The organism is Mucilaginibacter sp. (genome assembly GCF_025359345.1).
Lineage (GTDB): Bacteria > Bacteroidota > Bacteroidia > Sphingobacteriales > Sphingobacteriaceae > Mucilaginibacter.
Map to the genome: position 1 here is coordinate 141924 of NZ_JANYGQ010000013.1, position 22217 is coordinate 164140.

The following is a 22217-nucleotide window of genomic DNA, read 5'->3' on the forward strand; positions in this document are numbered from 1 at the left end:
TAAAAATGAACGTTTGAAAGTAAAAAAAATTAGCGGGAAGAATACCGTAAGCATCTATTATTCTTTCATTTATCGCTTTTTTTAAGTGGTATAATTTTTTTACTAAGATGTTAACATTTAAGCAACACTTCGGAATTCCCGACTCTCAGCCGGTTGAGTTCCAAAATATACCTCTTGAAGAAGATTTGGAGGTATTTATCGATCCGTTTCTTATAACTAATAACCGGGATACTGGATTTTTTAATGGGTTATATGTTCAATTAACCGGTTTTTTCACTAAGCTTAATAGGGATTATATCGTGCCTAATGACCAGCGCAACGGTTTATTATTTCTTGACAACTTGCACGAGCCGAACGAATACCATTTAGGATATTCAGCATCAAACAAAGGCCGAGCAATATCTGCGACCAGGGCGGGTACAATTTTCGAAGCTTTAAGAAATAATCGGTTTGCTAGAGGCGGGGTAAGTATAACCAACCAAGCGCATAGTGTTTTACTACTGGTTACTGGTATCGGGCAAGATATTATGTCAGATACGATTGAAAATGTTTGCAGGGATAAATTTGCAGCATTTACTTTAGAGCAGTGCTTGAAACACAACATTCCAACCGAGAGTTTTCAGCGTCATTATTACAATGCCGCGCATGAAGTTTGGGAGTATGCTGATTTTGAACTGCCGAGCTATTTAGGTAAACCAATTATTCTTTTGCCAAAGGAAGTGTTATCTTCTCCGCGAGCCTATGTCAATAATTTTAATTACTTCGTAGCCGGAAATTTTATCGGACCGGATATAATAAAAGGCAAGATTACAGTAACAAAAGAAGGGCGTTTCGTAAAGACGCTTAAAGATGGCACAAAACGACAAATAACAAAAAATATCGTTGAGGTTTATAGAAAGCCTAAGTCTGAACTCGTCGACTTTGTTGTCGAGTACAATGATTCAGTGGATAGGTTTACGGATTATGCTAAAGAGCATTATCCGCCGGCGAACCTCTCCATTTGACAAAGTTTCTAATTACAGCGGTTCGACATAAATCTGTGTCGGACTGCTATTTATATTCAAACTCATTATGAGTTGAAAATGTCAACGATCTTCCGTTCGCTCGTCCTCCCTTTTCCTATAAAACAGAAGAATACTGGCTGTACAATAATGTTAATTTATAAAACGCACTCGAATATTCCGACTACCTCCAAGTCAGCCAGTTCATCCGCAGTCAAAACAATATCCTGATATGACGAATCGTATGATAATGGCTTCAGCGAAATTGATTGATGATGCCATTGCCCATCGGTGACATTTTTTTTACTTATATATTCTTTTACAGTGTAGCCTGAGCCAAAGTCAGAATCTTGGATATTGGAATGTCGAACTAAAACGATTTTACCATTTCTAGAGCCTCCACCATCCCTTCTAAATAAGCAAAGCGAGCCATTCGGAATAACCTTGTTCATGGATTCTCCAATAACGGTGCATGCAAATAATTCCTGAGACGACTTATATTTAGGAGGTAACGAAACCCATTCATAGCTTTCGGTATTAATTTGCTGGAGGTCACTAAAATATCCTGCGGCAGCCTTCAAGTTAAAGACCGGAACGGAATTTACGAATGGGATAATATGATCCTGATCTAAATATTTAACGGCGGAGGTGATTTTGCGGCGTGTTTCGATATGTTTTTCAAAATAGTCTCTTAAATTTTTATCGCAGACATATAGATATGTACCTTTTATTCCCCTCAACATTATCGTCTTGTATATATTAATTATGAACCCTTTTAATTCTAAAGGATCTTTAATTGATGATTTTCCGTTCCTATCGTAGTAGTTATCTTTTAAAATTACAATTTCATTTATTTCTTTATCATAACTGATTTCATTCCCAAAGATTATTGCCGCATAATTCAAATCGTAACCTTGAGTGGTGTGTATGCACCCCACCTCATTTAATGCATTTGCGGAGTTTATGAAATCGTCCGAAACACTATTCCACTGCAGTTTGTAATTGTCAATGATGATATCATACGCAGTTTTATCATTTTTTGATATCCATGGCCATGAAAAACCTGCGATCAATCTTGCCAAACCTCCTTCAGACTCTCTCAATTTTATTTCGCTGACCATCGTCTCTACCGAGTCAAAAAGTACGAATTCATAGTCTTTTGAAGGAAAAAATCTCTGCGATTCCTTTAGTTTGCAATTCAAAAGATCATCGATATATTTAACGTAGCCATTGCCGCCTTTCACCCTGAATTGAGATTTCAAAGACATGACTCTCGTGTATTCTGACGATTTTAACTTATCAAAATCAGCCTTTTTTACGTCAGCAGGTTTAATTGACTGATCTTCATCGTAGAAGAATATTCGCTTGTTTGACTGTTTTACAACCCAGTCTAATTCGTTAAACTTATTTTTATCAAGACCCAGCTTTGCGGATGCTAAATCAAAATAGCGAAAATAACTTCCCAAGTTCACTCTTCGCCGTAGTCTGTGGGACTCGTCGACTAAAACTATGTCGAATCGACCATTAGCTAAATCTGCGGGGCCGATTACCATATTTGCGTTTAAGCCTTTTATATTTTTAAATACTTTTTTTAATGTGTTCCTAAATGAAGCCATTGGGACAACGAGAGCCATCCTCGGATTAGGATATACTTTTTTTAATTCAAAAACTGTTTGAATAAAATCTAACTCGTCATCTCCAAATTCTTTATAATTTAGTTCCTCGTAATTCGAGTTGAGAAGCTTGAATAAAAATGTCGCTAGTATGGTTTTGCCAGTTCCTGCTCCCCCTTCAGCAATAATATTTTCAACCTTACCATTAAGCAAGCCTTTAAGGATAGTTAGTAACCCCGCGCGTTGGTCAGCAGTAAGGCTTTTATAAGGCGAATATTTAAAAAGATCAGAGTTATTTATGTGCTCAATTGAATATTTAGTAATGCCTTCAGACCTTAAATTATTCCAAATTAGGTTAAAAATATCCCAATAAACTTCTTTTTTTTGATAATAATTGTGATTTGCCAGGCCGATATTTCCGTTTATCAATTTATATTGACCATCGCCCGCCATGTATTTTATTAAATTTGATTCTATATCAAGCGTGGCCGACTTGTTGAATTTTTCACTGCTAATTAGATGGACTGTTGATAGGATATTTTTAGCGTCACTTTTTAAATGGGCAGCCATTCTTGAGTATGTATCGGTTGTTTCACCAACATAAGCTTCTTTAACATTGCCGTCACTTAAAATGTACACAATTGGCCATAAATCTTTTGCATAATGAGCATCTTGAAATTCATTAAACATGGTGGCGTTAAATTCATACTTTTTTATTTCAAAGGGTTTATTTAACATTATAGTTCATTATATTTCTTTGCGTTGCCTTTTGCCTTATGTACAGGATATTTATCTGCATTCTTTTGAATCTTGCTCGTCATTATTTCGTTGATGTCCAGATTATATTTATCCGCCAGCAATAAAGCGTAACCCAAAACGTCAGCAAGTTCGTCTTTAATTTTTTCTACGTTAGCCTCGTTAGCATTTTTCCAGAGAAATAATTCATTTAACTCGGCAGCTTCAATCGATAAAGCGAGTGCCAAATCTTTAGCGTTATGAAATTGCGCCCAGTCGCGTTCATCTCGAAATTCTATTAATAAGGTTTGTAGTTCTTTCCAATCATTCATTACACAATTCCGATAATTAACTAGTATGAATTTAAAAAACGAAAATTACAATTAATAGAAAGGATTAACAACATTGACAATGTCCATAATCAAATTTATATATACCTTAGTAATTCATTGATTAGTTAGCAATTAGATAACCTAAATTTAACCCTTGTCATTATGTTATTTTCCGATCGCTTTAAAATTGTCAAAAACGGGTCTGAAGACTGGTTTAATCCTATCCTGGATGATGACACCCTGTTATTTGTAGATCCCTTCTTAATCTATTTAGATAACACCGGACTTTTCCAAGGGGCTTATCAAAAGATTATGGATTTCTTTTCAAAGGTCTTTGAGGAAGCAGCTAACGTGCCTTACAATGTGAAGTCTCCACGATTTAAAGTTTTAATGAGTAGAGTGATTTTTAAGGAGCCCAGAGAAGCATGTCTGGGGTTTTCAATAGGAAGTGTCGACGGCGCGGGCTCTGGTTCAGGTTTTGCAAAAAACACAATTTCGGCCATCTATCAAAGCATAAATGCCGGAATTATCAATTTAAATCATTTTGAGGAATTAGGAATTTTTAACGCAAATATTAAAGAAGACAGAATAAGTGACACAGCTATAAACATTCTTAAAGAAGAATTCATCGCATATAGTCAAAGCATTTGCAATAGTTTAAATATTCCACTTTCCGATTTGCCTTGCCGGGTATTCGATCAAAGTACCAATCGATGGGTCGTTAGAAAATATAGGTTGCCTCGAAATCCGTTTAACAATGGACCGATTATTCTTATTCCAAAAAGATTTCTCGCAAGTATAAATGCCTTGAATTCGGAAGATTTTTTTGATTATTGCTGGGAGCAATTTGACGACAGTGTAAAAGACCAATTAAATGTAGAGATTAAGTCAAACGTAGACAAAAAGAAAATTGTTGAAATAGCAAGAAACAACCCTGATTGGGTAGCAAAATATTTAAAATTTAAGGAGGACGAAGATAAGCAAAACGCTTATGACTTAGAAAATGACCCGGCGGGTGTTTATCAATGGCACAAAGCAACTGAGAAATTCGTGAATGATAGCCCGCTAGAAACGGACGTTAAAGATCCGGATTCCTTCATTTCTTTTCTTGATGAGTTGGCAGAAAGCTTCAGGATATTTCTTGAAGAATCCAACGGCTATACATTGTTATTGGATAGTTCATCAAAACCCAAAAGAGAAAAGGCCAGTCAACTTTTGTTATATGGAATGATTAAACATTTCTGTAAAGCAATTGGATGTAAGATCGATTTAAAAGAGGCTGGTAAAGGAATTATTAATTTTATCTTTCAAAGCGGCTATAAATCAATTGCATTTTTGGAAGTAAAATATGCAAGAAATTCTGAATTGCTAAAGACATTTGATTCATTTCTTCAAAAAACCAATTATGGAGACGAAATTGTTCATGGTTATTATTTCGTTATTGGGTTTAAATTTGTCGATGTTCAAAAAGGACTCGAGTTAGAAGACGATTTATTGGGTTTAGCCGAAGAGTATAATTTTCGGTTAAAATATAAAACAATTGATTTAACAATAAATTAGTCCCAAGAAATGAAAGTATTTATTTCGCATAGTAGCGATGACAAGCGGTTTGTACGAACTCTTAAAGCCGATTTGAATGAAAACGGAATTAATACTTGGGTGGATGAAGACGAACTCAACTTTGGAGACAGTTTAGTTGAAAAGCTAGAACTGTCAATTGATGATACATCGCATTTTATCGTTGTCCTCTCTGAAAGCAGCATAAATTCAGAATGGGTTCAACGGGAGTTGGCTAGAGTTTTGAAAAGTTTTCAAAAAAAAATCATTCCTATCAAATATAAAAAATGCGAGATTCCGAAAGAACTTCAACATATGCTTTTTGCAGATGTATCTGATATTGCTAGAATAGTAGATGGCGATAGGCTAATTTTACGCGACGAAAAATATTATAAATTTATCCAAAAACTGGTTAAATCGTTAACCAACGTTGAAACGAAATTGACCGGTTTAGACAAAAGATTGCTTACTGAGGACATTAAACAAACCAACATCAATTCAATTTCTGACGATCATAACCGATATTTAAAATTAAAAATTAAAGGTTACTTGGGTAATACTGCGAGAGATAAATATAGCGAGATCATTGAACGTTCGATTAATCTCAATGAACGATCAAAGGTTAGAATTAATTTAAATAAGCCTGTTTTATTGCCTCATGTCTTCAAAGAGATATTTAAAGAAATAAAAATAGGGGATAATATTACAATAAAAAATAAAAGTAACGAGAAAAAATTGGGGTTGTTCGCTGGTTTCCGGAAAGAAAATGACGACATTCTAATATTACCTGTCTCTATTAGAAACTATTTAAATATTGAAAAATCAAATAAAAACTTTGATGTCATCGTGTCTGAAGCAAAATTCGAAATTTTAATCTTATGACATTGTATACCTCTTCTCTCTTTCTCGCGCTAGTATGCAGCGCGGCCTGCAGAGGTGGGGTACTAGTGCGCCGCGTTCAGGTAACCCGCATGCCATTTAACCACAAACCCGGGTTAGCGATTGCCGTGGATACCGGCCTTCGGGGGGCCTCAGTGCAGGCCGCGCCTAAGGCCTGCAGGCGTATGAACAGAAAGCGCGCCCCGCTTCTACCGGCGGGGAACCCCATGATAATCAGTGGGCAGTTGGGTGTAGTGAGTGGTGAGTAGTGAGTGGTTAATTAGTTGGCTTTAGGCAGTTGGCAGTGGTTAACTGTTTCGATCAATTATAAAATAACCTGCTTTTAATTATTGAGCTTCATGAGCCTCAATTGAATAAACCAGGGGGATGAGGTTGCTGATGAATTAAACAGGCGTTAAATTTGCAAGCTATGCTTAACCTCAATTTTACGCCATTCCCAACAATAACAACCCAAGGCCTGGTGTTAAGGCAATTACAGGATGACGATGTGCATGAACTTTTTGCCCTGCGTACAGACGAGCGTGTGAACCGTTTTTTAGACCGGTCGCTGCCGCAGTCGTTGGATGATGTGCGGGAATTTATTGCAACGGTAAACCAAATTACGCAGCGCAACGAGGGCCTTTATTGGGTAATTACCCGCAAAAACGAAGATAAGCTATTGGGTACTATCGGCCTGCGCAATTTCGACCCCGAACAATACCAGGCCGAAATAGGCTATGAATTGCACCCCGATCACCAGGGTAAAGGCATGATGCACGAAGCAATAACCCATGTATTAGCTTATGGTTTCGGCCGGTTAGGTTTGCAGTCCATTAAAGCCGATACCCACCCCGGGAATCTGCGATCCATCCAAATACTTGAAAGGTTTGGCTTTGTGAAGATTAATGGCGGGGAAAATATTTACATATTGGTGAGTGGTGGATAGTGAATGGTGAGTGGTTGATTAATCAGTTGGGAGTTAGAAGGTTCACCATGAATGGCCCTGGTCCGTATGCTTTCCTTTGGCAAACCGGGGGGCGACTGGGATTGTATACTGTGGAGGCGGGGGGGCTGATGCGGGGGTATTGGATTAACTTTATGTTGTCCCCGCTCAATTGCCGCGGGGCTGTTACTTTTTGTCTTGATACAAAAAGTAACCAAAAAAATCAAGACAGAAAAAAGCTTCCCCGCTGCAGGCCAGACTCCCCGGCCCGCTTTTCTGTCGTGCCTTTGCCCGCCTTAAACACATTGCTACTGCTTCACTAACCATGAAATACTTTGAGGCATCCAATATTTTTTTGTTGTCCGTCACCAGATAAGCTTCGGGCAAAAGCCAAGACAACTGCAGGCCTGTGCGCCGGGCAGGGCATAGGAAATTTTTGCATACAGGTTCGACGAGAGACAGGGTCATCCGGCAAAAAGATTCCAGCCCGCAGTTGTCTTGGCTTTGTGCGTGAAAGGCCTAAAGCGCAAAGAAGCATTTCTGGTGACTTGATTTTTTTGGTCCTTTTTGTATCAAGACAAAAAGGACTAGCCCCCGCGGCAATTGAGCGGGGTGAACATTAGGTTAATCCCCGAAACTAAATTTCGAAGCAACCCGATGTTACATGGTGTATACACGCCGCTTTCATAGGAACGATCCGCCAGCTGGCGGATCGTTCCTCGCAATGACGAGAGGGTGATTTGCACCGGCTGTTTGTAGTTTAGAAACCACGGACGACTATGTCTCCCATGCCCCGCGTTTAGGTAGCCCGCATGCAATTTATTCGCGCCAGGCTAATGAAAATCAACCTGTCTTATTTTAATATTACCGAATTCCGTACCTTTAAAACCTGCACTTGCAACAGGCAATAGCCGCAAAACATGGATGAAAGCAAAATAATTATATACCAAACTGAAGACGGCAATACCAGGATTGAAACCCGTTTGGAGGACGAAACGGTGTGGCTAACACAGGCGCAGCTTTGCGAGTTATTTCAAAAATCAAAATCAACCATCAGCGAGCATATCAGGAATATTTTCGCTGAAGCTGAATTGCTGGAAAATTCAGTTGTCCGGAATTTCCGAACAACTGCTGCTGATGGTAAAAGCTACGACACGGCCTACTATAACTTAGATGTAATTATCTCTGTCGGCTACCGGGTAAAAAGTCACCAGGGAACAAAGTTCAGGCAATGGGCAACTGCCCGGCTGCGGGAGTACATTGTAAAGGGCTTTACCATGAACGATGAATTGCTGAAGCAAGCCGGCGGGGGCAATTATTTCGACGAATTGCTGGCGCGCATCAGGGATATACGTTCGTCGGAAAAAGTGTTTTGGCGCAAAGTGCTCGATATTTATGCCACGAGTATAGACTACGACCCGAGGCTGCAAATTTCGGTACAGTTTTTTCAAACCGTTCAAAACAAAATACATTGGGCGGCACACGGGCATACCGCCGCCGAAATTATTTTCTACCGCATTGATGCAAACAAAACAAACCTCGGGCTTACGCATTTAAAAGGCAGCAAGCCAACCCGACAGGAAATTGAAATAGCCAAAAACTACCTCGACGAAGACGAGCTGAATATACTTAACCGCATGGTAACCGCCTACCTGGAACTGGCCGAATTACAGGCGCTAAACCGCAAGCCCATGTATATGAAAGACTGGATAGCGCGCCTGGACGACTTTGTAAAAATGACGGGTAACGATGTTTTAGATAACGCCGGCACCATCAGCCACCAACAGGCCCTCGACAAAGCCACCACCGAATACGAAAAATATAAAGAGCAAACCAAAAACGACCTTTCAGCAGTCGAAAAAGACTTTTTAAAACAGCTTGAGACCACTGCTAAAAAGTTGAATAAGAAGAAGCCCAAATAACAGCGCTATAAGCAATTTTTTTAAAAAAGTGCTGACACTATTTTGTCAGTGCTTTTCGCGTTTTTCAGCGCGGCAATGCGAGAAAAAGCGCCCTATTAGTGCAGAAACAAGGTTTTTGGCACTTCGGCGCACCTTTTTGCTGTTCCACCCTGTTCCTTGTGTTTCACTGTGCACAGGAACATAAAACTATGCTAAAATTGATTTTAAGGGTAACGAATTGGTAACCTTAAAAGCCCTGAAATAGTTCTTCGGCTTACTTATAACACGTACAAACACGTACTATTACCCGCTCAATAACCGTATTTATACTCACTAAATAGGGTATTTTCCCCATTGCGGGCCAGACTGCGGCTGCCTAATTTTACCTGTGCAGCATGCCCTCTCAGGCGGCAGCATTAATTGGAATTAATATGGAAACCGGGGGCAATTATTTAAATCAAACTACCATTTACGTATCAACACAGGCCAAACTAAACGCCAGCCAAACCCAGGGCATCGCCGACGAGTTGCTGCGCATTATTGGCTACTCAGACCATAGCCACGGCGTACAGTTCAGGTTCTTCGAAGAAGACGGTTTAACCCAGGCGCATGCGTCGGTTGATAAAGAGTTGAGGGTTTCGGTGAATGGGTGAATTAGTGAATAGACCATGGATGATGGGGTGAAACTATCAAACTTATCAGGGTTTACCCAACAGCGTGGACAAATTTTTTCCCTGTACCATTTTTAATTTTCTCCCGAACTAAGGCTAAATCCGCCTTTCGATTAGCTAATTCGGTTTTCAACAACTGTATTTCATACGAAATGCACTTCTTTTCATCAAGAAGCATCATGTATTCTGCTGTTTTTTCCATGTCAATATTTTAGGGTTATTGCAAGGGTCGGCCTTAAAGGTAATAAAAAATCCAGAATTTATCCAGAATTCGTTTCGAATCAAACAAGAATTTTACATTGTTAAGGGTGGGTGATGGTTTATTCAGTGCGTTTTCTTCCCTCTACAGAAAAGAAAAAATATTTTGTCAAGTTTATTTGACTTTTGTAAAGTTTGTTTTACATTTGGTAAATCAAACTTTACAAAAAATGAAATCGAGATTTCTTTTCCCCCACAAATGGCGACTGTTAGGTTACTTATGTTTTGCCGCTGATCTGATTTTTGCGATTGCTTTAAAGATGTTGCGCCCGGAAGGCTACGTTTACGCTGACTTGCACGGCGTGCCGGGTTCCGCGCATAATCTACAGCCTGGTGTCATCATAGACCAGGGAACGAGGTGGCATAACGACGTCATAATTTTACTGGTGATTTTTGGATTATTATTGATTGCTTTTTCGAGAGAAAAAATAGAAGACGAACTGATTGCGCAGATGCGGCTAGACTCATTGCAGTGGGCTGCTTACGTTAACTATGGCATTTTTATAATTTGTGTCATTTTTATATATGGCACTAATTTTCTGCCGATACTTATTTTCAATGTTATAACTCCCCTTATATTTTTCATCATTCGTTTTCAATGGAGGATGTACCAGTTTAGCCGTTTACCAAATCAGCCATTAGCATCATGAAAAACCATTTTTTATTTCCGTATTGGTGCCGGTACATTGGGTGGGGCAGCATAATTGCGCACGTGCCACTGGCTATACTGGGCAAGGCGCATGGAATAAACAGCGTGCTCGACCACGGGCCTGTTAATGAAACGCTTTTCAATGGCGAACACCTGTTTTTTATCTGTACTACGCTACTTATGTCGGCAGGTTTATTCCTTGTAGCATTTGCCCGCGAAAAGATAGAGGATGAGCAGATATGGCAAATCCGGCTTAACTCGCTGCGGTGGGCTATCTACATTAATTATATTGTACTTATAGCCAGCCTTGTTTTAATAAACGATACCGGGCACATCCTGGAGCTTAACCTATGGGTGCCTCTGGCGTTTTTTATCATTCGTTTCAGGTGGGTAATATTCAAGCTTAACCATTCAATAAAGGAGGACACAAAATGAAAACAACATATTTATTCCCTGCATGGACAAAATACCTGGGTGCAATACTGGCTGTTCCCGGCTTCATATTGGGCTACCTGGTGGTTTATCAAAATTACAGTATTCCAGGCCTGGAGATCCGCTTGCGCAGTACCAGCACCCTGTTTTTAAGCGCTGTAGAAAACTTTACTAACGAGCTGGCGCTTACGCTGGTAGTTGTAGGCTTATTGCTGGTTGCATTTTCGCGCACTAAAAAGGAAGATGAGCTTACAGCCAAAATCAGGCTAAACTCGTTGTACTGGGCCATATTGGTAAATTACATTTTATATGCATGTTTTGCTTTGCTTGCCTTTGTTGGTTACCTGTTAAAATCAACATCGCTTAATAAATTTATTGATGATTTAACCAATAACCTTGAGTATACGGTTTACAACTTTTTTGTGCCGCTGGTTATTTTTATCGGTCGCTTTTACTTTTTGTTATATCGCAATAAAAATGAGTTTGACATAAAGCAAGTGCATTACCTGCCTTATAAACCATACCGGCAAATAGGGAAATGGGTGTCAATTGTAATTATGGCGATTGTAGCAGCCAATGAAGCATTTAACTGGAGCAATGCCCTTTCAAATTTATTTTGGCTGCTGCCGCTTAGTTTGTTGTTGTGGATATTTTCGACAGAAAAAACCGAAGACGAATACATTAATGCCACCCGGCTGGACGCCATGCAGGTTGCTGTGTATGTAAATTATGCCGTATTATTACTATCCAATTGGTTGGTTTACGGTATTGGCTTCCTGTATATACAGCTGGTGAACCTGGTAACCATCCCGCTGATTTTCATCGGCTGGTTCTACTACCGGGTGTACCGCATATCGAGGCAAACAGAAGTTAAAAGCATTTAGTTATGAAAAACAACATACGCGTTGAACGCGCCATAAAAAATATAACGCAGGCCGATCTTGCCGATGCCGTAGGCGTATCGCGTCAAACAATTAACACCATCGAAAGTAATAAATACGTACCTTCAACCGTACTGGCATTAAAAATATCAAGAGTTTTCGGCAAGCCGCTCGAAGAGATATTTATGTTGGAAGAAGGGGATTGAGAGCAGAACCAAGAGTCAGGAACCAAGAATCAAGACAGAAGGATAAAATAAACCCATATGAAAACCAAAACAACTTTTGCCCCGGAGCTGGTTATTCCAAACGGGGTAACCGATATCAGCTTTTACGTTAAAGCATTTAATGCCGTTGAGCTATGGAGATTAAACAATGATGACGGCTCGGTGCATGTCGCCGGGTTTACCATTGACGATGCGTTGTTTCATATTCATGAGCAAACGGCAAATACCGGCTTTAGTCCGGCTACACACAATGGCACCACGGTAAACGTTGGATTGATGGTTGGCGATGTGCACGCGGTGGTAGCGCAAGCGGAGGCCGCAGGCGCCCGGATCACCTCGCCGGTGACAGATTATGAATACGGCTACCGCCAGGGCAGCATAGTCGACCCATTTGGCCATCACTGGACGATTGAAAAAATAATTAACAACGATATTTTAATGACAGGTAACTATGGAGAATAACACCACAAATGATTTCGAAACGGCTATCAGGCCTACTTTATCGGTAAGCAATGGTATTGCTGCGGTCGAGTTCTATAAAAAGGCCTTTAACGCCGATGAACTGATGCGTGTTGAAGCACCGGATGGCGCTATTGTGGCTGAACTATCTATTAATGGTGCCCGTTTTTTTGTGGCCGATGGCCCGCCGGAAGCAGAGCATGCAACGCCTGAGAAAGCTGCATCGATTCCCATCCGGATGGGATTGATAGTGGCCAATCCCGATGCTTTCGCTGCCAGCGCCATTGCAGCAGGCGCAACCGAAGTATACCCCGTTGCCGACCAGGATTATGGTTACCGCTTAGGGCATATTATTGACCCCTACGGGCATCATTGGGAGATTTGCAGACCTTTGTAGGAGAGGCAAGAAATCAAGAGACAAGAGTCAAGAAAAATGTTGGTTAATGCTTTGCCAGCTGTTTTCTTGAACAGAAGTGATTTTATCATCTTGATTGCTGACGTCTTGATTCTTGTCTCTTGATTTCTTGCTTCTCTCCAAAACCCTATCTTTGCCATATGCGCTTTGATATTATCTCCGTATTGCCCGATTTGCTGCAGAGCCCCTTTGCTCATTCTATTTTGCAGCGTGCACAAAAAAAGGGAATAGCCGAAATTGTGGTACATAACCTGCGCGATTATTCAACCAGCAAACAAAAAAGCGTTGATGATTATCCTTATGGCGGTGGCAGTGGCATGGTGATGACTATACCACCTTTTGCAGCCTGTATTGAAAAGCTGAAGACCGAGCGGGAATATGATGAGGTGATATTTATGTCGCCCGATGGTGAAACGCTGAACCAGGCCATTGCCAATCAGCTATCCGGCAAACAAAACATTATTATACTTTGCGGCCATTATAAAGGTATTGACCAGCGCATACGTGATATTTACGTTACCCGCGAGATCTCCATTGGCGACTACGTGCTGTCTGGCGGCGAATTGCCCGCGGCGGTTTTGGTTGATGCCGTGGTGAGGCTGATCCCCGGTGTATTGTCTGACGAAACATCGGCCCTTTCTGATTCTTTCCAGGATGGCCTGTTGGACGCTCCTGTGTACACCCGCCCAGCCGACTGGAACGGCTACAAGGTGCCCGATATCTTATTAAGCGGCAATACCCCAGAAATTGAAAAATGGCGCTTTGAGCAGGCTGTTGAACGCACCAGGGCAAGAAGGCCGGATTTGTTAGATGAATAATTTGTATGGGCGTATCGCATACACCCTCGTCTGCTTATCAACAAACCAACACACATTGCATATTCACCAGGGCGTATTCAATACGCCCCTACTATTGATATTACTTCGAACATTATATCGTAAATTAGATTGCAACCAAAATGCACCCTTTGCATTATAGCGTTGCAACCATGAACCCCGAACAGGAAAAAGAACTTATACAACAATGTCGCGCCAGCCCGGCCGCGTTTGGGCAGGTGTTTGACATTTGGTATAAGCCCGTGTTTGGTTACATTTTACGCCGTACTGCCGATTATGACCTGTCGAAAGATATTGCTGCGGAAACTTTTTTAAAAGCTTTTTTGAAGATAAACACTTTTCAATGGCGGGGGATCAGCCTTTCGGCGTGGCTGTACCGCATTGCCACTAACGAGCTGAATCAATATTATCGCAGCAGTAAATATAAGCCGCAATCGTTACAGCAACTGCTGGAGAACCCCCAAATGGAAAAGCTGTTGCACCAACAGGACGGCGACGAGCGCGAAGCAATGGAGAAAGAAATGCAGGGCTTTAACGATTTTAACCTGATCCGCGCCAAGCTGCTTAGGCTGGATATTAAATACCAGGAAGTAATTGCGCTGCGCTATTTTGAGCAAAAAACCAATACGGAGATAAGCGCCATATTAGATAAGAACGAGGGAACAATTAAATCGCTGCTGTCGCGCGGATTAGAAAAATTAAGAAACATGCTTTAACACTGCAACCAAATACAGGCTCTGCATTATAAGGGTAATTAACATGAAAGATAACGACGAATTTTTAAAGAAAATGGAAAACTTACAAGTACCGGATATAAACCCCGGTGAGCACCCGAAGATGGTAAAAATGGCCATCATGAATGCGGAGCGTTCGGCGGCGCTCGGTGTATGGCTCATTGTTGTGCCATGCTATTTTTTGTTCTGTGTGTGTATGTATTACTTTTTTCACCTCAGGCTCAGCTGGTTCGAGTCGATGTTTAATTTGATGGCCAGCCTTGATAAAAATCCCTCACTCCGGTTTTTATCGCCGCTTTTACTGGTGATATTTCCTATTGTATCCATCGTGATAAACGCCTTTGCCATTACACATGTACGATACCAAAAGTTAGGGCCTGAACATAGCAAAATAAAGGAATTCAGCATCACTATAAAAATAAAAATCTGGAACATTTTATTAATACTGCTTAGCCTGGCTATTGTATTTACATTTTTGGCTTATATAGTTACCGAAAACATTATTATAAAAAATTAATACCATGAAACTAAACTGGTTTACCCGCAAAGGGATTATTTATTGGCCGGCATCAATAGCGGGCTGGGTGATATTGGTTTTAGCGACCGCATTTGCCATATACTCATTTATCGATATCGACAGCCGCTCGCACTCGGTAAGTGATACGCTTACAAATTTTGTTTTCAATTTATTGTTGATCGGCCTGGTGTACACCATTGTCGGTTATTTTACAGAGGCAAGAAGAAAGGGTGATTGATTTTGTTGGAACGTTGTAAAGTTTGAAAGTTGTAATGTTAAACCGGCGTTTGCCATGAGCAGACATTAAAGCTTGTTGAATTGGAGTCTCCGGTGTTTTTTTTCTTTCGGACTTTTCCGACTTTCCGGACTTTCGGACTCCCTGATTGTTAACAAAACAATAAATGTGGAAATTTTTCACATTGACTTTTTTTATTAAAAAATAATCCCTATAATTGCAATCCGATTTTTACGGGCTAAAAATCGCTTTTAAGAGCTAAAAATCATGGATTTAGTAAAATTTGTTGAAGAACAATCAGTAGAAAAAAGACAACTTCCGTCTTTTAAATCAGGAGATACGGTAAGTGTTCACTATAAAATCAGGGAAGGTAATAAAGAACGTATCCAAGTTTACCAGGGTGTTGTTATACAACGCAACAGTACCGGCGCTACCGAAACCTTTACCGTACGTAAAGTATCAAACGGAATTGGTGTTGAGCGTATATTCCCAATTAACTCACCAAATATTGATAAAATTGAGGTGAACAGCCACGGTAAAGTACGCCGCGCTAAATTGTACTATCTGCGCGCCCTTACCGGTAAAGCAGCTCGTATCAAATCAAAAAGAGTTTAATTGTTCCTGCCTCCGGCATGAGGTAACAATAAAATATTTAAGCCTTTCCGGTATTCGGAGGGGCTTTTTTGCGTGGCTTATAACGCGACACTATAACCCACTTTTACATTATTCACTACCATGTGGGTGTAAAAGTGTTTTAGATTGACATTTCCATCAGCCACTTTTTTGCAAACACCTCGCCTTGCTGCATCGACAATACATTTACAATCATTATAGAAACATAGCTGCAGGTAACGGCCGCCGCTAGTTCGCCCTCGTTTTATTCTATTGCAAATACCCAATTATCTGTTGATATTTGAGCTCCCCCTTTGATAACATTTAAATTATTACGGAATATTTTTGGTTAATAATTAGATTATTACAAAATGGGTGTTCAGGAAAATAAACTGCTGCGAACGAAAAAACCGGCCATAACGCATAGCCAAGTTTCGGGGCAGCTTTTTGATACCCTGCCCGTTGCCGTTTATGCTTGCGACAGGAATGGCTACATTACATCATTTAACCAGGCTGCTGTAAATTTGTGGGGCCGGAAACCTGAAATTGGCAAAGATTTGTGGTGTGGTTCATGGAAAATATTCCATCCCAACGGCGAGCCTTTAAACCTGGACAACTGTCCGATGGCCCGTACCCTGAAAGCAGGTATTGCTATTGAGGGCGAAGAAATAATTATCGAACGACCGGACGGCACCAGAATTAATGTACAACCATACCCTGTACCCACTTTTAACGATGCAGGCGAACTTGTCGGCGCCGTAAACACGTTGATTGACGTTACCGAGCAGCGTAGCAGCGAAACCAAACAAGCCATGCTCGCTGCAATTATCGAATCATCGGAAGATGCGATAGTAAGTAAAACCCTCGATGGAACAATAACCTCCTGGAATAAATCGGCCGCTAAAATGTTTGGCTATAGTGAGAGCGAGATAATAGGAAAGTCGATAACCATTGTAATCCCTGAAAACCGCAGGCAGGAAGAGGACGTGATATTGGGGAAAATACGCCAGGGTAAAAAGGTTGAACATTATGAAACATACCGCCGTAGAAAAGATGGCACCGAAATAGCTGTTTCACTAACTATATCACCCATCAAAAACCAAGCCGGACAGGTTATAGGTGCGTCAAAAATTGCACGTGATATTTCAAAACAAAAAACCAATGAAGAAAGCCTGCAACGCTATGCTGATAACCTGGAAACGGTTAATAGTGTAGGTAGAATGGTTTCGGAACGTTTGGATGTACAGGAAATATTGCAACAGGTAACGGATGTTACAACCCAGGTTACCGGAGCCGCATTCGGTGCTTTTTTTTATAATAAGCTCGATGAGCACGGCGAGTCGTATACGTTGTTTACCTTGTCAGGCGCGCCGCGCGAGGCATTTGAAAAGTTCGGGATGCCCCGCAACACAGCTGTTTTTCATCCCACATTTAGTGGGGAAGGAACCGTTAGGGTTGATGATATAACGAAGGATCCCCGTTACGGAAAAAATCACCCACACTTTGGCATGCCCAAGGGGCATTTACCTGTGGTGAGTTATTTGGCAGTACCGGTAATTTCAAAATCGGGCGCGGTAATAGGCGGACTGTTTTACGGGCACCCGGAACCGGGCCGGTTTAACATACACCATGAGGGCCTGGTTGAAAGCGTAGCTACGCAGGCTGCAATAGCTCTTGAAAATGCCAGGCTTTACGAAGAGATACAAAAGCTAAACTCAAAAAAGGACGATTTTATCGGCCTCGCCAGTCACGAGTTAAAAACGCCCGTGACCAGCCTTAGCGGTTATCTGCAAATAATAAACCGCCGCCTGCCTGCCGACGACGGAAATAAGCCTTTTATTGAAAAAGCCCTGTCGCAAATAAATAAACTTTCGGGCCTGATATCTGATTTGCTGGATGTGTCAAAAATTGAAACCGGGCAATTGCCACTCTCATTTACCGGGTTTGACTTATTGCACCTGGCAAAAGAAGTTATCGAGGTGATGCAATATTCCACCAAAACACACCGGCTAACACTCGAGTCGGGCGTTAATAAGCTATTGGTTACGGCCGACAGGCAGCGGATCGAGCAGGTTATTATCAACTTGTTGTCAAACGCTATTAAATATTCGCCGGGGGCTAACCAGGTTAACGTAACAGTTTCGGTCGCCGACAACAAGGCGTTGGTTGCTGTGCAGGATTTTGGCTTAGGCATAACACGCGATCAGCAGGATCGCATCTTTACCCGTTTTTACCGGGTTGAGGATATGGCGGCCCATATATCGGGCTTGGGCATTGGTCTTTTTATCAGTAAAGAAATTATAAGCCGCCACAACGGCAGGCTTTGGGTCGAAAGCGGGCCGGGCAAAGGGTCGGTATTCTTTTTTGAGATACCTTTAGGGTAGCAAAAGGAGAACACCCTAAAGTTAACTCTTTGATTTACTTAAATCTCTTCTGCACTCCAAAATATTCATCATTCGCAACCCCTTCGCCATCAAAATCAATCATGCCATGGAATGTTGCGTGGTCGCCATTAATTTTCACTTGTACCTTTAGTGTGGATTTATCAGGTGTCAGCTGCGCCATAGTCAGCGAATCGCCGATAAGACTCCATGTTCCGGCGGGGCGCCTAACCAGGCTATCTTTTGTGTTGCGGTATTCAGAGTAATACGTACCGTCTTCCATAAAGTGCGTGCGGATTGGTTTAATACCAAGCCGGGCTTCCCAGTTGGTGCTGTCGGCTTCCATGGTTACAGCGGGTTTGGTCTTGTTGTGCATAATAACTTTTACATACACATTGCGCCATTCACCTATAAGCTGTGTAGCCGGTTTATCGATTTTCGTATATGCCGTAAAGGCAATAAGGCAAACCATAAAACCTGCAATCAATAGCGGTATGTTTTTATTCTTTTTCATTTGTTGAATTTTAGCACCGCTGATTTTTATGATTACGTTGATTACTGTTGATATAAAGTTAATAAAGGGGATGGGGAAATCCTATAGGGAAACTGGGTGTGTTGCCAGCACATCATGTCAAGTAAAATCCGGCAGTATCATAATATTTATCTGTCCAAAAACAATATTTACCCTCAGCTGTTAATCAATCGATTAATTTTTAACGCCTGATAATCAGTGCATTAAAACAACATGACAATTAAATGATTTTATCAATCAATCGTTTGATTAGTTTTGTTCGAGGAAAACAATGGAAAAAGAGAAAATAGATAAGAAAGACCACATACTTGATGTTGCTGAACGCGTGTTTTCAGACTTCGGGTTTGATGGCGCTTCAACCCGCATGATTTCGGGTGAAGCTGGGGTAAATATGGCTATGCTTAATTATTATTTCGGCTCGAAAGAGGGTTTGTTCCTCGCAATTTTTGAGCGGAAGATATCATCCTTTCAAACGTTGCTACAAAATATCGGTAACGATGACAGCATGACATCGTGGGATAAGCTGGCCAAGTGTATAGACAAATATGTTGACCGCATCATCGTTAACAACTGTTTCCAGAAGTTGATTAACCGCGAAATTACCATGAATAAACGCGGCGACCTTACCGATAAGATTACCGAAATGTTGATGGTAAATGTCATCGAAATAAGGAAAATACTGGATGAGGGCATAAAAAACGGCAGCTTTTTTAAGGACATAGACATCCAACTGGTTATTGCCTCAATATTCGGCACCAAAAATTATATCATCAACACCCCGCACCTATCATCGCTGATTTTGGGACATGATATCCGCGACGAAAAATTCATGGAAGAACAACTTAAGCCCCGCATAAAAACGTACATGAAGAGACTTTTGAAAGCTTACTTAATGACCGACAATGACAACACAAAATAATAACATCGACCAAACACATCCTTTTAAAAGTACGCTGAAAACCTTTCTGCGTATTTTAATCCCTGCGCTTATCTTAACCTTACTGCTCGGGGTTGCAGCAAAAGCGCAGGACCGTACCCTTACCCTCGACGAAGCGATTAAGCTTGGCCTTGATAACAGCAAGGTTTTAAAGTTGTCGAAATCGAAAATTGACGAGGCGGTGTCTGTTTACAACCAGGCACTCGATGAGGCCAAGCCGACCGGCAAGGCCAGCTTTGGCTATAACCGTGCCGAAATACCTGCAAATAAGCTTGCTTTTGGCACACAGAGCCTCTCGCTACCAAAAAGTGCTGACGCATGGTTAGGCACAGTTTCAGTATCAGAGGTTATCTTCGGTGGTAATAAGTTAAAGTACGCTAAGGAATCAACAGACTTACTAACCCAGGTTAGTCGTTTGGATGCGGATAACGACAAGGACGAGATAACTTACGACATTATTAATTCTTATTACGGGCTGTATAAAGTTTTGCAAAGCAAAAAAGTGGTACAACAAAACCTGGCGTCGATAGATCGGCAGATTAAACAATCCCAGCGTTTTTTTGAGCAGGGTTTGGTTACCAAAAATGACGTGCTGCGTTTTCAATTACAGCACTCAAACATCGAGTTGAACGGCATCGACCTGGAAACTAACCGCAAAATCATAAACTATAATTTAAATATTTTATTGGGCCTGCCGGAAGGAACGCAATTGGCCATCGCTCAAATAAACGAGGCAGACAGGCAGGTTGCCCCTCTGACCAACTACCTTGATACAGCCATGAGCAACCGCATCGAGCTAAAACAACTTGACTTGCGCACCAAATATGCCGAAACCGGAATTAAAAACGTACAGGCCAATATATTACCAACATTGGCAGCTTCGGGCAGCCTTTATTATGTTGACGTGGCTGCAAGTCCGATACCCAAAAGCGGCTCATACGTTACACCCATAGCATTGGGCCTAAGCCTGAACTGGAACTTCGGGGCTTTATGGACCAACAAAAACAAGGTATCGCAAGCTAAAATTCAGCGCGAAGAAACGATCATCAACAAAGATATTAAGCTTGATAATGTAAAACGAGAGGTAAATCAGAGCTACCAGCAATATACACAGGCACTTGATAAAATTAAGCTGCTGCAAACTTCGATCGACCAGGCGGGTGAAAACAATAAAATACTGGAATCGAAATATAAAAGCAATATCGCATCGGCCACAGACCGCGCAGATGCCGAAACCTTACTTTACCAGGCACAGATAAACCTGGAGCTGGCCAAGGCCGATGCAGGGCTGGCATACTATACCCTACTAAAATCGACCGGAAAACTTAATAAATAATACACAAACCCAAACAATACATACAATGGCAAAGGCAAACGAAACACAGGAAAACGAACCGAAAAAAAAACCGAACAGGGTGCTCCCGATAATATTGGGGACCATACTTGTAATTGGTATTATTTTCGGGATAAAAGAATATATATACTACGGCAAGCACGTTGATACTGATGACGCACAGGTTGACGGCAACATAAGCCCCGTTGTAGCCCGCGTTGGCGGCTACGTTGACAGTATTTATTTTGAAGAAAACACTCACGTTACCAAAGACCAGATACTGGTAAAAATTGACGACCGCGACTTTAAAGTGAAGCTTGAGCAAGCCGAAGCCGCCGAAACCGGCGCAAAATCAAACATTGATGTGGGCCAAAGCCAGATTTTTGCTACCGCAGCCAACTCGTCGAGCGCAAGGGCTGATGTTGCGTCAGCAGCAGCAAGGCTGGAGAAGGTTAAAAAGGATTATGACCGTTATGCCAATCTTGTTAAAGATGGCTCTGTTACTCAACAGCAATTTGACCAGGCTAAAGCAGACCTTGAGGTAGCGCAGGCTACTTACCGTGCCACCCAGGATAAATACAAAGCCGCTCAGGAACAAGTAGGCACCACCAAGAGCCAATTGAATGTAACCCATACCGGCGTGAGCCAAAAGCAGGTTGACGTTGATTATGCAAAGCTGCAATTGTCATACACACTTGTAAAATCGCCGGCAGATGGCATCACCTCGAAAAAGAATGTACAGGTTGGCCAATTGGTGCAAGCCGGGCAAACACTGTTTTCGGTAGTAAACGATAACAGCCTGTTTATTACCGCCAACTTTAAGGAAACCCAGCTTGATAAAATTCGGAACGGTCAAAAAGTTGAGATTGACGTTGATGCCTACCCAGACATTAAATTTGAAGGTAGTGTTTACAATTTCTCTCCGGCAACAGGCGCTAAATTCTCGCTTTTACCTCCGGACAATGCTACTGGCAACTATGTAAAGGTTGTACAGCGTGTGCCCGTTAAAATTAAAATAAACGGCAGCAAAGAAGACCTTGCAAAACTGCGCCCGGGTATGAGCGTAAGTGTGTCTGTGAGAGTGAAGGAATAATTAGGAAGTCATTAGTCTTGAGTCTGAAGTCTGAAGTCGGTTGGCCGACTGTGGAGA

At 41.4% G+C, this 22217-nt stretch carries 25 protein-coding genes; 21 read left to right on the forward strand and 4 right to left on the reverse strand.

The genetic code is table 11. The features are described from left to right. Window positions 1-107 precede the first annotated feature (107 nt). Window positions 108-1004 (forward strand): hypothetical protein, encoded by an 897-nt coding sequence (locus Q0R52_RS07385; protein WP_295793536.1) that lies wholly within the window; start codon window positions 108-110, stop codon window positions 1002-1004. Window positions 1005-1159: 155 nt separating this feature from the next. Here the strand turns inward: Q0R52_RS07385 and Q0R52_RS07390 are convergent, their stop codons facing one another. Next, a complete protein-coding gene (locus Q0R52_RS07390; RefSeq protein ID WP_295793539.1) occupies window positions 1160-3352 on the reverse strand; it encodes a DNA/RNA helicase domain-containing protein in 2193 nt (730 codons plus the stop codon). Next, entirely contained in the window at window positions 3352-3681 is a 330-nt protein-coding gene (locus tag Q0R52_RS07395; protein WP_295793541.1) for a nucleotide pyrophosphohydrolase, read from the reverse strand. Before Q0R52_RS07395 ends, Q0R52_RS07390 begins: the two co-directional genes overlap by 1 nt. Before the next feature lie 162 nt (window positions 3682-3843). Between Q0R52_RS07395 and Q0R52_RS07400 the strand changes: the two genes are divergently transcribed. The 5 genes from Q0R52_RS07400 to Q0R52_RS07420 all read left to right on the forward strand — a co-directional run bounded on the left by Q0R52_RS07400 (window position 3844) and on the right by Q0R52_RS07420 (window position 9614). Continuing rightward, entirely contained in the window at window positions 3844-5241 is a 1398-nt protein-coding gene (locus tag Q0R52_RS07400; RefSeq protein ID WP_295793543.1) for a hypothetical protein, read from the forward strand. A 9-nt stretch (window positions 5242-5250) separates the two neighbouring features. After that, window positions 5251-6120 (forward strand): toll/interleukin-1 receptor domain-containing protein, encoded by an 870-nt coding sequence (locus Q0R52_RS07405; RefSeq protein ID WP_295793545.1) that lies wholly within the window; start codon window positions 5251-5253, stop codon window positions 6118-6120. Between the two features lie 427 nt (window positions 6121-6547). Then, a complete protein-coding gene (locus Q0R52_RS07410; protein WP_295793547.1) occupies window positions 6548-7063 on the forward strand; it encodes a GNAT family N-acetyltransferase in 516 nt (171 codons plus the stop codon). 917 nt (window positions 7064-7980) lie between these two features. Then, the gene (locus tag Q0R52_RS07415) at window positions 7981-8982 is read left to right on the forward strand and encodes a virulence RhuM family protein (protein ID WP_295793549.1); all 1002 of its coding nucleotides are present in this window, start codon (window positions 7981-7983) and stop codon (window positions 8980-8982) included. A 374-nt stretch (window positions 8983-9356) separates the two neighbouring features. Next, window positions 9357-9614: a hypothetical protein gene (locus Q0R52_RS07420; protein ID WP_295793550.1), complete on the forward strand. Its 258-nt coding sequence runs from the start codon at window positions 9357-9359 to the stop codon at window positions 9612-9614. A gap of 52 nt (window positions 9615-9666) precedes the next feature. Here Q0R52_RS07420 and Q0R52_RS07425 read toward each other — a convergent pair whose 3' ends face one another. Then, a complete protein-coding gene (locus tag Q0R52_RS07425) occupies window positions 9667-9834 on the reverse strand; it encodes a hypothetical protein (protein ID WP_295793551.1) in 168 nt (55 codons plus the stop codon). A 106-nt stretch (window positions 9835-9940) separates the two neighbouring features. Between Q0R52_RS07425 and Q0R52_RS07430 the strand changes: the two genes are divergently transcribed. The 12 genes from Q0R52_RS07430 to Q0R52_RS07485 all read left to right on the forward strand — a co-directional run bounded on the left by Q0R52_RS07430 (window position 9941) and on the right by Q0R52_RS07485 (window position 18268). Continuing rightward, window positions 9941-10540, forward strand: a complete 600-nt coding sequence (locus Q0R52_RS07430; RefSeq protein WP_295793552.1) for a hypothetical protein — start codon at window positions 9941-9943, stop codon at window positions 10538-10540. Then, window positions 10537-10974, forward strand: a complete 438-nt coding sequence (locus tag Q0R52_RS07435; protein ID WP_295793553.1) for a hypothetical protein — start codon at window positions 10537-10539, stop codon at window positions 10972-10974. Before Q0R52_RS07430 ends, Q0R52_RS07435 begins: the two co-directional genes overlap by 4 nt. Further along, a complete protein-coding gene (locus tag Q0R52_RS07440) occupies window positions 10971-11855 on the forward strand; it encodes a hypothetical protein (protein WP_295793554.1) in 885 nt (294 codons plus the stop codon). Before Q0R52_RS07435 ends, Q0R52_RS07440 begins: the two co-directional genes overlap by 4 nt. Window positions 11856-11857: 2 nt before the next feature. After that, window positions 11858-12058 carry a helix-turn-helix transcriptional regulator gene (locus Q0R52_RS07445; RefSeq protein WP_252793457.1) on the forward strand — a complete coding sequence of 67 codons (201 nt, stop codon included), beginning with the start codon at window positions 11858-11860 and terminating at the stop codon, window positions 12056-12058. A 57-nt stretch (window positions 12059-12115) separates the two neighbouring features. Beyond that, complete coding sequence (locus tag Q0R52_RS07450) at window positions 12116-12538, forward strand: VOC family protein (protein ID WP_295793557.1); 423 nt, start codon at window positions 12116-12118, stop codon at window positions 12536-12538. Further along, complete coding sequence (locus Q0R52_RS07455) at window positions 12528-12932, forward strand: VOC family protein (RefSeq protein ID WP_295793560.1); 405 nt, start codon at window positions 12528-12530, stop codon at window positions 12930-12932. Before Q0R52_RS07450 ends, Q0R52_RS07455 begins: the two co-directional genes overlap by 11 nt. 158 nt (window positions 12933-13090) lie before the next feature. Beyond that, on the forward strand, window positions 13091-13768 hold the full coding sequence (gene trmD, locus Q0R52_RS07460; RefSeq protein WP_295793562.1) for a tRNA (guanosine(37)-N1)-methyltransferase TrmD: 678 nt from the start codon (window positions 13091-13093) through the stop codon (window positions 13766-13768). 140 nt (window positions 13769-13908) lie between these two features. Beyond that, on the forward strand, window positions 13909-14502 hold the full coding sequence (locus tag Q0R52_RS07465; RefSeq protein WP_295793564.1) for an RNA polymerase sigma factor: 594 nt from the start codon (window positions 13909-13911) through the stop codon (window positions 14500-14502). Between the two features lie 43 nt (window positions 14503-14545). After that, window positions 14546-15037 carry a hypothetical protein gene (locus tag Q0R52_RS07470; protein WP_295793566.1) on the forward strand — a complete coding sequence of 164 codons (492 nt, stop codon included), beginning with the start codon at window positions 14546-14548 and terminating at the stop codon, window positions 15035-15037. 4 nt (window positions 15038-15041) lie between these two features. Further along, window positions 15042-15275 (forward strand): hypothetical protein, encoded by a 234-nt coding sequence (locus Q0R52_RS07475; RefSeq protein ID WP_295793568.1) that lies wholly within the window; start codon window positions 15042-15044, stop codon window positions 15273-15275. Window positions 15276-15539: 264 nt separating this feature from the next. After that, window positions 15540-15887, forward strand: a complete 348-nt coding sequence (gene rplS / locus Q0R52_RS07480) for a 50S ribosomal protein L19 (protein WP_256484507.1) — start codon at window positions 15540-15542, stop codon at window positions 15885-15887. A 368-nt stretch (window positions 15888-16255) separates the two neighbouring features. After that, on the forward strand, window positions 16256-18268 hold the full coding sequence (locus Q0R52_RS07485) for a PAS domain S-box protein (protein WP_295793570.1): 2013 nt from the start codon (window positions 16256-16258) through the stop codon (window positions 18266-18268). A gap of 34 nt (window positions 18269-18302) precedes the next feature. On the opposite strand, the gene Q0R52_RS07490 is transcribed toward Q0R52_RS07485, so the two are convergent. After that, window positions 18303-18779, reverse strand: a complete 477-nt coding sequence (locus Q0R52_RS07490; RefSeq protein WP_295793572.1) for a hypothetical protein — start codon at window positions 18777-18779, stop codon at window positions 18303-18305. Between the two features lie 289 nt (window positions 18780-19068). On the opposite strand from Q0R52_RS07490, the gene Q0R52_RS07495 reads away from it, so the two are divergent. From Q0R52_RS07495 to Q0R52_RS07505, 3 genes are read left to right on the forward strand one after another with little or no spacing between them, the layout of a single operon-like run. Further along, on the forward strand, window positions 19069-19716 hold the full coding sequence (locus Q0R52_RS07495) for a TetR/AcrR family transcriptional regulator (protein ID WP_252793467.1): 648 nt from the start codon (window positions 19069-19071) through the stop codon (window positions 19714-19716). After that, a complete protein-coding gene (locus Q0R52_RS07500; protein ID WP_295793579.1) occupies window positions 19700-21070 on the forward strand; it encodes a TolC family protein in 1371 nt (456 codons plus the stop codon). The genes Q0R52_RS07495 and Q0R52_RS07500 overlap by 17 nt, the downstream gene beginning before the upstream one ends. Before the next feature lie 25 nt (window positions 21071-21095). Then, window positions 21096-22160, forward strand: a complete 1065-nt coding sequence (locus tag Q0R52_RS07505) for an HlyD family secretion protein (RefSeq protein WP_295793581.1) — start codon at window positions 21096-21098, stop codon at window positions 22158-22160. The last annotated feature ends 57 nt before the right edge of the window (window positions 22161-22217 follow it).

Excerpts from the sequence above, each read along its gene's own strand:
- Q0R52_RS07385 (WP_295793536.1), top strand. The coding sequence starts at position 108 with ATGTTAACATTTAAGCAACACTTCGGAATTCCCGACTCTCAGCCGGTT.
- Q0R52_RS07390 (WP_295793539.1), bottom strand. The coding sequence starts at position 3,352 with ATGTTAAATAAACCCTTTGAAATAAAAAAGTATGAATTTAACGCCACC.
- Q0R52_RS07395 (WP_295793541.1), bottom strand. The coding sequence starts at position 3,681 with ATGAATGATTGGAAAGAACTACAAACCTTATTAATAGAATTTCGAGAT.
- Q0R52_RS07400 (WP_295793543.1), top strand. The coding sequence starts at position 3,844 with ATGTTATTTTCCGATCGCTTTAAAATTGTCAAAAACGGGTCTGAAGAC.
- Q0R52_RS07405 (WP_295793545.1), top strand. The coding sequence starts at position 5,251 with ATGAAAGTATTTATTTCGCATAGTAGCGATGACAAGCGGTTTGTACGA.
- Q0R52_RS07410 (WP_295793547.1), top strand. The coding sequence starts at position 6,548 with ATGCTTAACCTCAATTTTACGCCATTCCCAACAATAACAACCCAAGGC.
- Q0R52_RS07415 (WP_295793549.1), top strand. The coding sequence starts at position 7,981 with ATGGATGAAAGCAAAATAATTATATACCAAACTGAAGACGGCAATACC.
- Q0R52_RS07420 (WP_295793550.1), top strand. The coding sequence starts at position 9,357 with ATGCCCTCTCAGGCGGCAGCATTAATTGGAATTAATATGGAAACCGGG.
- Q0R52_RS07425 (WP_295793551.1), bottom strand. The coding sequence starts at position 9,834 with ATGGAAAAAACAGCAGAATACATGATGCTTCTTGATGAAAAGAAGTGC.
- Q0R52_RS07435 (WP_295793553.1), top strand. The coding sequence starts at position 10,537 with ATGAAAAACCATTTTTTATTTCCGTATTGGTGCCGGTACATTGGGTGG.
- Q0R52_RS07440 (WP_295793554.1), top strand. The coding sequence starts at position 10,971 with ATGAAAACAACATATTTATTCCCTGCATGGACAAAATACCTGGGTGCA.
- Q0R52_RS07445 (WP_252793457.1), top strand. The coding sequence starts at position 11,858 with ATGAAAAACAACATACGCGTTGAACGCGCCATAAAAAATATAACGCAG.
- Q0R52_RS07450 (WP_295793557.1), top strand. The coding sequence starts at position 12,116 with ATGAAAACCAAAACAACTTTTGCCCCGGAGCTGGTTATTCCAAACGGG.
- Q0R52_RS07455 (WP_295793560.1), top strand. The coding sequence starts at position 12,528 with ATGGAGAATAACACCACAAATGATTTCGAAACGGCTATCAGGCCTACT.
- trmD (WP_295793562.1), top strand. The coding sequence starts at position 13,091 with ATGCGCTTTGATATTATCTCCGTATTGCCCGATTTGCTGCAGAGCCCC.
- Q0R52_RS07465 (WP_295793564.1), top strand. The coding sequence starts at position 13,909 with ATGCACCCTTTGCATTATAGCGTTGCAACCATGAACCCCGAACAGGAA.
- Q0R52_RS07470 (WP_295793566.1), top strand. The coding sequence starts at position 14,546 with ATGAAAGATAACGACGAATTTTTAAAGAAAATGGAAAACTTACAAGTA.
- Q0R52_RS07475 (WP_295793568.1), top strand. The coding sequence starts at position 15,042 with ATGAAACTAAACTGGTTTACCCGCAAAGGGATTATTTATTGGCCGGCA.
- rplS (WP_256484507.1), top strand. The coding sequence starts at position 15,540 with ATGGATTTAGTAAAATTTGTTGAAGAACAATCAGTAGAAAAAAGACAA.
- Q0R52_RS07485 (WP_295793570.1), top strand. The coding sequence starts at position 16,256 with ATGGGTGTTCAGGAAAATAAACTGCTGCGAACGAAAAAACCGGCCATA.
- Q0R52_RS07490 (WP_295793572.1), bottom strand. The coding sequence starts at position 18,779 with ATGAAAAAGAATAAAAACATACCGCTATTGATTGCAGGTTTTATGGTT.
- Q0R52_RS07495 (WP_252793467.1), top strand. The coding sequence starts at position 19,069 with ATGGAAAAAGAGAAAATAGATAAGAAAGACCACATACTTGATGTTGCT.
- Q0R52_RS07500 (WP_295793579.1), top strand. The coding sequence starts at position 19,700 with ATGACAACACAAAATAATAACATCGACCAAACACATCCTTTTAAAAGT.
- Q0R52_RS07505 (WP_295793581.1), top strand. The coding sequence starts at position 21,096 with ATGGCAAAGGCAAACGAAACACAGGAAAACGAACCGAAAAAAAAACCG.